At 51.9% G+C, this 5,888-nt stretch carries 5 protein-coding genes and 1 pseudogene; 3 read left to right on the forward strand and 3 right to left on the reverse strand.

Annotation, left to right across the window (positions count from 1 at the left end):
* Positions 1–252 (reverse strand): hypothetical protein (locus RTI30_RS11975; RefSeq protein ID WP_312283841.1); only part of this gene is annotated, 252 nt, incomplete at its 3' end.
* Between RTI30_RS11975 and RTI30_RS11980 the strand changes: the two genes are divergently transcribed.
* Positions 238–1,767: a DHA2 family efflux MFS transporter permease subunit gene (locus tag RTI30_RS11980; protein ID WP_312283842.1), complete on the forward strand. Its 1,530-nt coding sequence runs from the start codon at positions 238–240 to the stop codon at positions 1,765–1,767. The genes RTI30_RS11975 and RTI30_RS11980 overlap by 15 nt on opposite strands.
* A gap of 265 nt (positions 1,768–2,032) precedes the next feature.
* Here the strand turns inward: RTI30_RS11980 and RTI30_RS11985 are convergent, their stop codons facing one another.
* Entirely contained in the window at positions 2,033–2,344 is a 312-nt protein-coding gene (locus tag RTI30_RS11985; protein WP_312283843.1) for a hypothetical protein, read from the reverse strand.
* Positions 2,345–2,399: 55 nt separating this feature from the next.
* Here RTI30_RS11985 and RTI30_RS11990 point away from each other — a divergent pair, with 55 nt between their 5' ends.
* On the forward strand, positions 2,400–2,849 hold the full coding sequence (locus tag RTI30_RS11990) for a universal stress protein (protein WP_312283844.1): 450 nt from the start codon (positions 2,400–2,402) through the stop codon (positions 2,847–2,849).
* 53 nt (positions 2,850–2,902) lie between these two features.
* Here RTI30_RS11990 and RTI30_RS11995 read toward each other — a convergent pair whose 3' ends face one another.
* The gene (locus RTI30_RS11995) at positions 2,903–4,453 is read right to left on the reverse strand and encodes a chloride channel protein (RefSeq protein WP_312283845.1); all 1,551 of its coding nucleotides are present in this window, start codon (positions 4,451–4,453) and stop codon (positions 2,903–2,905) included.
* Positions 4,454–5,460: 1,007 nt separating this feature from the next.
* Here RTI30_RS11995 and RTI30_RS12000 point away from each other — a divergent pair.
* Positions 5,461–5,660 (forward strand): annotated as a pseudogene (locus tag RTI30_RS12000) (transposase); the annotation flags it as partial.
* Between the last annotated feature and the right edge of the window lie 228 nt (positions 5,661–5,888).

Here is a 5,888-nt window from a genome sequence, read left to right on the forward strand (position 1 = left end):
TGCCTTGAGGATGTTTTCTTTTTCATGCGCTTCGAGCTTTAACTCGAAACGTACCGCGTACGACATAGTATTCCTCCCGTCGAGAATTACATGGTATTTTGCCGGACATCTGGATGTCAGTTGATCTGGCAAAAAAGACAAAATATAAGGGAAAAACGGCTCAAATATTTTTGGTCTACCTGACTTTTGGATGATGCAGGTGCCGAAATTTTTAGGGATTAATCGAGGTTCCCAATAATGGATGAGGCTCATTCTCAGGTGCAAGTAAGTGGTGATTCCAGCAAACAAGGTAGTCCGCATATTCTTGCCATTACCGTCGCAGTAATGGCCTGCGTAATTATGAACGTTCTGGACATTACGGTCGTCAACGTGGCGTTGCCCCACATGGAGGGTTCACTTCACGCCAATAGCAATCAGATTACCTGGGCACTCACCACCTACATGGTGGCCATGGTCATCGTCACCCCATTGACCGGATTGTTGGTCGAGCGTTTCGGACAACGGCGGCTCATTCTGTGGAGCGTGGCCGGCTTCCTGGCCTGCTCGGTCATGAGCGGGCAAGCCCACAGCCTCACGGAAATCGTCTTCTGGCGTTTTATGCAAGGGGCATTGGGCGCATCCCTGGTGCCCGTCGGGCAGGCCATTCTAGTCGAAGCCTATCCACGGGATAAACGCGGAGTAGCTATGGCGACTTTAGGCATGGGTACCATGCTCGGCCCTATTGTCGGCCCGGTACTCGGTGGCTATCTCACCGAAGACCTTTCTTGGCGTTGGTGTTTCTATATCAATATACCCATTGGCATCGCCGCATTTATCTTGCTGCTTTTTTACATCCCCAGCTTTGGCAAAAGCGATACTCCACGACCCATTGACTGGATAGGATTCCTCTGGATGGCGATTGGGCTGGGTGCGTTACAGATGATGCTCAGTCTTGGAGATCAAGACGGCTGGCTCAGCTCCGACTTCATCATCATCCTGATGGTGCCGGCCGGCATGGGAATCTTTCTCTTTGTGCTGCGCTCGCTCAGTGTCGGCCATCCGCTAGTTGATTTGCGCCTGCTCAAAGACCGCTCCCTAACACTAGGAAGTGCGGGGATAGGTTTATTCGGCCTGGCGCTTTATGGAACCATGGTGATTCTGCCTATCTATCTACAGAATTATTTGGGTTACGAACCGCAAACCGCAGGTCTTGCCATGGCTCCGCAGGGCCTGGGCTCCTGGATTTCCATGTGGATGGCGGGACGACTGCTCAATCGTGGAGCCAATCCTCGCTGGATGATCATAGCCGGTGTTTTTTTGGGCGCTCTGGGCACCTGGATCAGCCTCTCCTACAATCTGCAGGTAAGCATTGCCTGGATCATCTGGCCCGGATTCATCCGCGGTCTCGGTCTCGGCCTAGTCTCTATCCCGCTTTTTACGCTGGCCTTTGCGACCCTCAGCAAGGAGCAGACTCCGGAGGGAACGGGGATATTCAATCTCATGCGTAATCTCGGAGGTTCTGTGGGTATTGCCATCATCTCCACCATCATGACCGAAGAGGCACAGGAAGCATGGAATCAGATGGGAGGGCATATCAATCCCTTCAACGTGTCATTGCCGTCCTACCTGGGCGCCGCTGGTTTACACCCGGGAAATCTCGCGTGGCAGGTGCTGGGCCAGGTTCTGGAGCAGCATGCGGCAATGCGTGGTATACTGGATGCGTTCAAATTTCTGTTCTGGAGTTTTTTGGTCGTGATGATCATCACACTATTGATGAGGAATAAATAATAAATATTTTTTTATGTTTTATATAAAAATAATTATTTAATGATGAAGCTGCGGCCATGGATGAATTTTCCAGCATCCGCAAGATGCTGCTAGAGAGCCATTCCAATTATGAAGCATGTGGTATTTGCAGAAAAAGATGTCCTATCCTCTAAATTATATAGCGTTGATGAAAAGGAGTCGGCGATTGCGGAAGCCACATTACTGGATGAAGGCGCCATGGCCCTCTTGTGCATCATCCTCTTCCTCCTCATCAGCGGATTCGTACTTATTCGGTTGCCCAACTCCAGGTTTTATCGGCTTTGACATAGTTCCATTCAATGCCAATCCGATCCTGATCAGGCACCGCTATGCCAGGGCAACGCTTTACAATAAACTGGAATGCCGTTTCATGGCGGGAAAGCCCAGTTGGCTCTGAAATCGCATCGCAGACATGCCCGTCGTTTGCTCGGAAAGAAAATAAGCCGCCAAAAATCACATATTGTAAGGTGGCGTGTGCAAACGCTTCATGATGGCTTCTACCGTCGGATCTGTATTGCAAAGGGGTTTGCGATTCCTTATTCTTTTCAGGGCTTAGCAAAGCGTAAAGTATCCCCATAGGTCCGCAATAGGTACATTTACCAACCCGAGAGGCAATGCATATGTTCAATAGGATTCTTCTCGCTGCTGATGATAGCGAAGCGTCAGAGCCCGCAATACAGCAAGCTTTTAGTCTTGTCCAGAAATATGCCCAGACCTTAGTTATTGTCACAGTAGTGGATATCTATGGTGCATATTATGCGACCCCAGAATCCATAGAATTTATTCAGAAGACAGGACAGGCATTCTTGGACAGCTTGGTGACTCGTGCTACCGCACAGCATATCCTTGCTGAAACCAGCCTCCTGGAAACGGACATAAGTGGCAAGCACATTAGTGAAATCCTTGTCGCCGAGGCAAAACGCCAACGAGCCAATATTATGGTTCTCGGTAGCCATGATTGGCATGGATTACGGCAGTTCCTTTCTGGGGGGATAGCCCAAGCGGTTTGTCGCTTGGCTCCTTGCTCTGTCCTAATTGCCCGCGCCGAAAATCAAGGATCCTGAACGCCGCGCTCCACGGGCACCGATTCACCGGTGAGGTGCCCTGTACATAGCAGTCAAATGGTTTTTGGCACTGCAGTTGGGTGCAGATCCTCAGGCAGACAGCCTTCACGAATGAGATCGCTCCAGGTTAAAATATCAGTGACATCGGCTGGATCTGCGCTCTTGTTGCGACTGAGGACAAATATTTCGCAGCCGTCATCACGCATTTTCGCCAGCAAGTCGACCAACAGCGATTGATCATCGATCAAACAAAAGTCCCGACGTACTTCCCCAGCCAAGGCAACAGAGCCACCGCGTCGATGCGTGGCAAGCCTCTCGGCGGGAATCACGCCTGCGATATGCCCACCGTCTTCTATCAACACATGAGGTTGTCGTCTGAATCTATGGCGGTCCAGGATTGACGGCCAGTCTGCGTCGGCGGAAAGTCGTACAAACGGGATTCGGACGAAATTGGCTGCTTGGAGCGAAAGATAGAGATTGCTTTGCCGACTCTCTGGAATGGAGTGGCCACGGCGAATAAGCTTGATCGTATATATGGTATCGGGGGTGATTAACCGACGCATTCCATAGGACACAGAGACGACAACAATCAGGGGTATCATGATGTTATAGTCCCCTGTCATTTCGAAAATCATCACTGCCCCCGTTAATGCGGCACCGGTTCCCGCACCGACCATACCGGCCATGCCCAGCGCTGCTGCGGTGGTGATGTTGAGGCTGAGCGCGGGGAATAGCATATGTGCAAGTACCACGAAAGCGCCGCCCACGGTCGCCCCAATGAATAATGACGGTGAAAAAATCCCTCCCGAACCACCTGACCCCAGGGTCAGTGCGGTAACCATGAGCTTGAGCAGAGCCAGGACCAGTAACAGGCCAGGCAACAGAAGATGTCCTGTGAGCACCTGTTGCACGGCAGCATAGCCCACACCCTCTACGTAGTAGTGACCGGTGAAGCGATCAAGCAGATATATGGTTATTCCAACCAGAAGCATGCCGAGTATATGACGGGTGTAATAGTTACCTGGAACTGCGTTGAATAGGTCCTCAAAAAGATAGATCGAACGCATGAATACCCATGCCATGAGTCCGACTACTATCCCGAGCAAGAGATATGCGGCGAAAGCTGTGGGTGATGTTTGAGCGGTCGCGGCAATGTGCGGGGTGGGGATGATGAAGGAGGGGTACTGGCCGAGAAAAATACGGCTGATATAAGTCGCTGTTCCAGTCGCGATCATAACCGGCACCAGGGTGCGGGCACTGATTTCTGGAAGCATAAGTTCGACCGCGAACAGTACCCCGCCGATAGGGGTGTTGAATGTGGCGGCGATCCCGCCGCCTGCCCCGGCAGCAATCAGGGCATAACGCTGCCATTCCTCTAGACGCAACCAGCTTGCCAGGTTAGCAGCGAAGGCTGCGCCCATCTGAATGATGGGGCCTTCGCGTCCAACCGAACCACCCGAGCCGATATTCAGTGCCGAGGCTACGGCTTTAATCAGCACGACCTGAGGGCGCATTAGCCCTCTCTTGTAATATATGGCGTCCATTACCTCCGGTACGCCGTGCCCCTTTGCTTCCGGAGCAAAATTTTGGACTATCCAAACCACGCACAGCCCCCCCAAGGCTGGTGCCAAAATGATGAGTGGTCCCCATGTACTAGTAGCTGTGTGCTTGAGCGTGTCATAGACAAAGGAGATTTGACCGAAAAAAAAAGAGGTTATGAAAGAACGCGATCAGTCGCCGAAAGGCGACCGCTCCTATTCCTGCCACGATCCCGACAAAGAGAGCGATAGAAAAGTGCATGATGGGATTGTGCCCCAGAAGCCACGACCATAGTTCGCCGATGTCGCCGTTGCCAAAAAAACCACCGAATAGTCTCTTGAGGCTGTCGACGTAGGTTCTGGCACCTACTCGCGACCGATCTACCGTCATAATCATCCTTTTAGAAATGACACCAAATCACTACCTGCGTTTAGAGAGAACTCGGGTTTTTCGAGGTGCCCATAAAAATCGGTGCCACAGACCAGACCTTTTGATTCCTTCTGTCTCACGATCTACGGCTGCCCCCGTCAAAAGAGCAATCAGTGGGGTCACTATCGGATCAACATCGAGGAAAAAAGCAGTTGATCACTCTATGACTATTTCCCACAGGCTTTCTCCCATGATTTTCAATGGTAAGTTAGCCTATCAAGCCCGCAATGCAAAGGTCTGGCCTCGGGCGGCTATCGTTACCCTCTCGCGAAACAGGACGGTAGGCATGCAGAACCTAAGCAGGCAACGCCACGTCAGCCCACGATCAGCAGGCTATGTGAGACGATGCCCCTCACAACAAGTGGAGATACCGGCTCGTTACCACGATACTGCTATGCCCCATGTTCTCCTGGACGCGCCGCAGGTCCATACCCTCGGCCAGCCAAAGACTGAGGTGCCCTGTAAATAGTGGACAGTTCCGTCTCAAGCGGCTACCCGTGTGAAGGCTTGGGCAAACACTGAATCGCCCCGGATTTGATGGAGGCTCCAACCTTGAAGAGAATGGAGCCATGAACAAGTCAAACAAGTTTTCCCCTGAAGTACGTGAGCGCGCTGTGCGCATAGTGCAGGAGCACCGTAAGGAAAACTCCTCTCTGCCTGCCAGGAACGGCGCAACCGACGCATTGCCCGGATTCGGGCGCGGGTGGATGGAGCATGTCTTTGCTGCCATCACCCAGTGGGGTGGCGAGTATTCGCACCATAGGACAGGTGCGTGCCACTTTTGCCATGAGCATGATGGTCATCGTCTACAACATGCGCCGTTTGGCCTTTTTGGGGGCGTAGTCTGCCTAAATGTCAGGAAATCGGGTAAAAAGCCCAAAATAAAGGGGGGACTCGGCTCAAAAAGCTATTTTTGGTCCGCCTGGCTTTTTGACGATGCAGTTGCCGAGGTTTTTAGGAGTTAATCGAGGTTCCCTATGGGCGTGTCCTTAAGAGGATGCTGAAAAAGTCCATGGTATAATTACGTAACGCTAGAAATCTGGGAGTTGCGTCATGCGCGGAGCCAAGGTG

The organism is Candidatus Igneacidithiobacillus taiwanensis, assembly GCF_031962545.1.
In the GTDB taxonomy this organism is placed as follows: Bacteria; Pseudomonadota; Gammaproteobacteria; order Acidithiobacillales; family Acidithiobacillaceae; genus Igneacidithiobacillus; species Igneacidithiobacillus taiwanensis.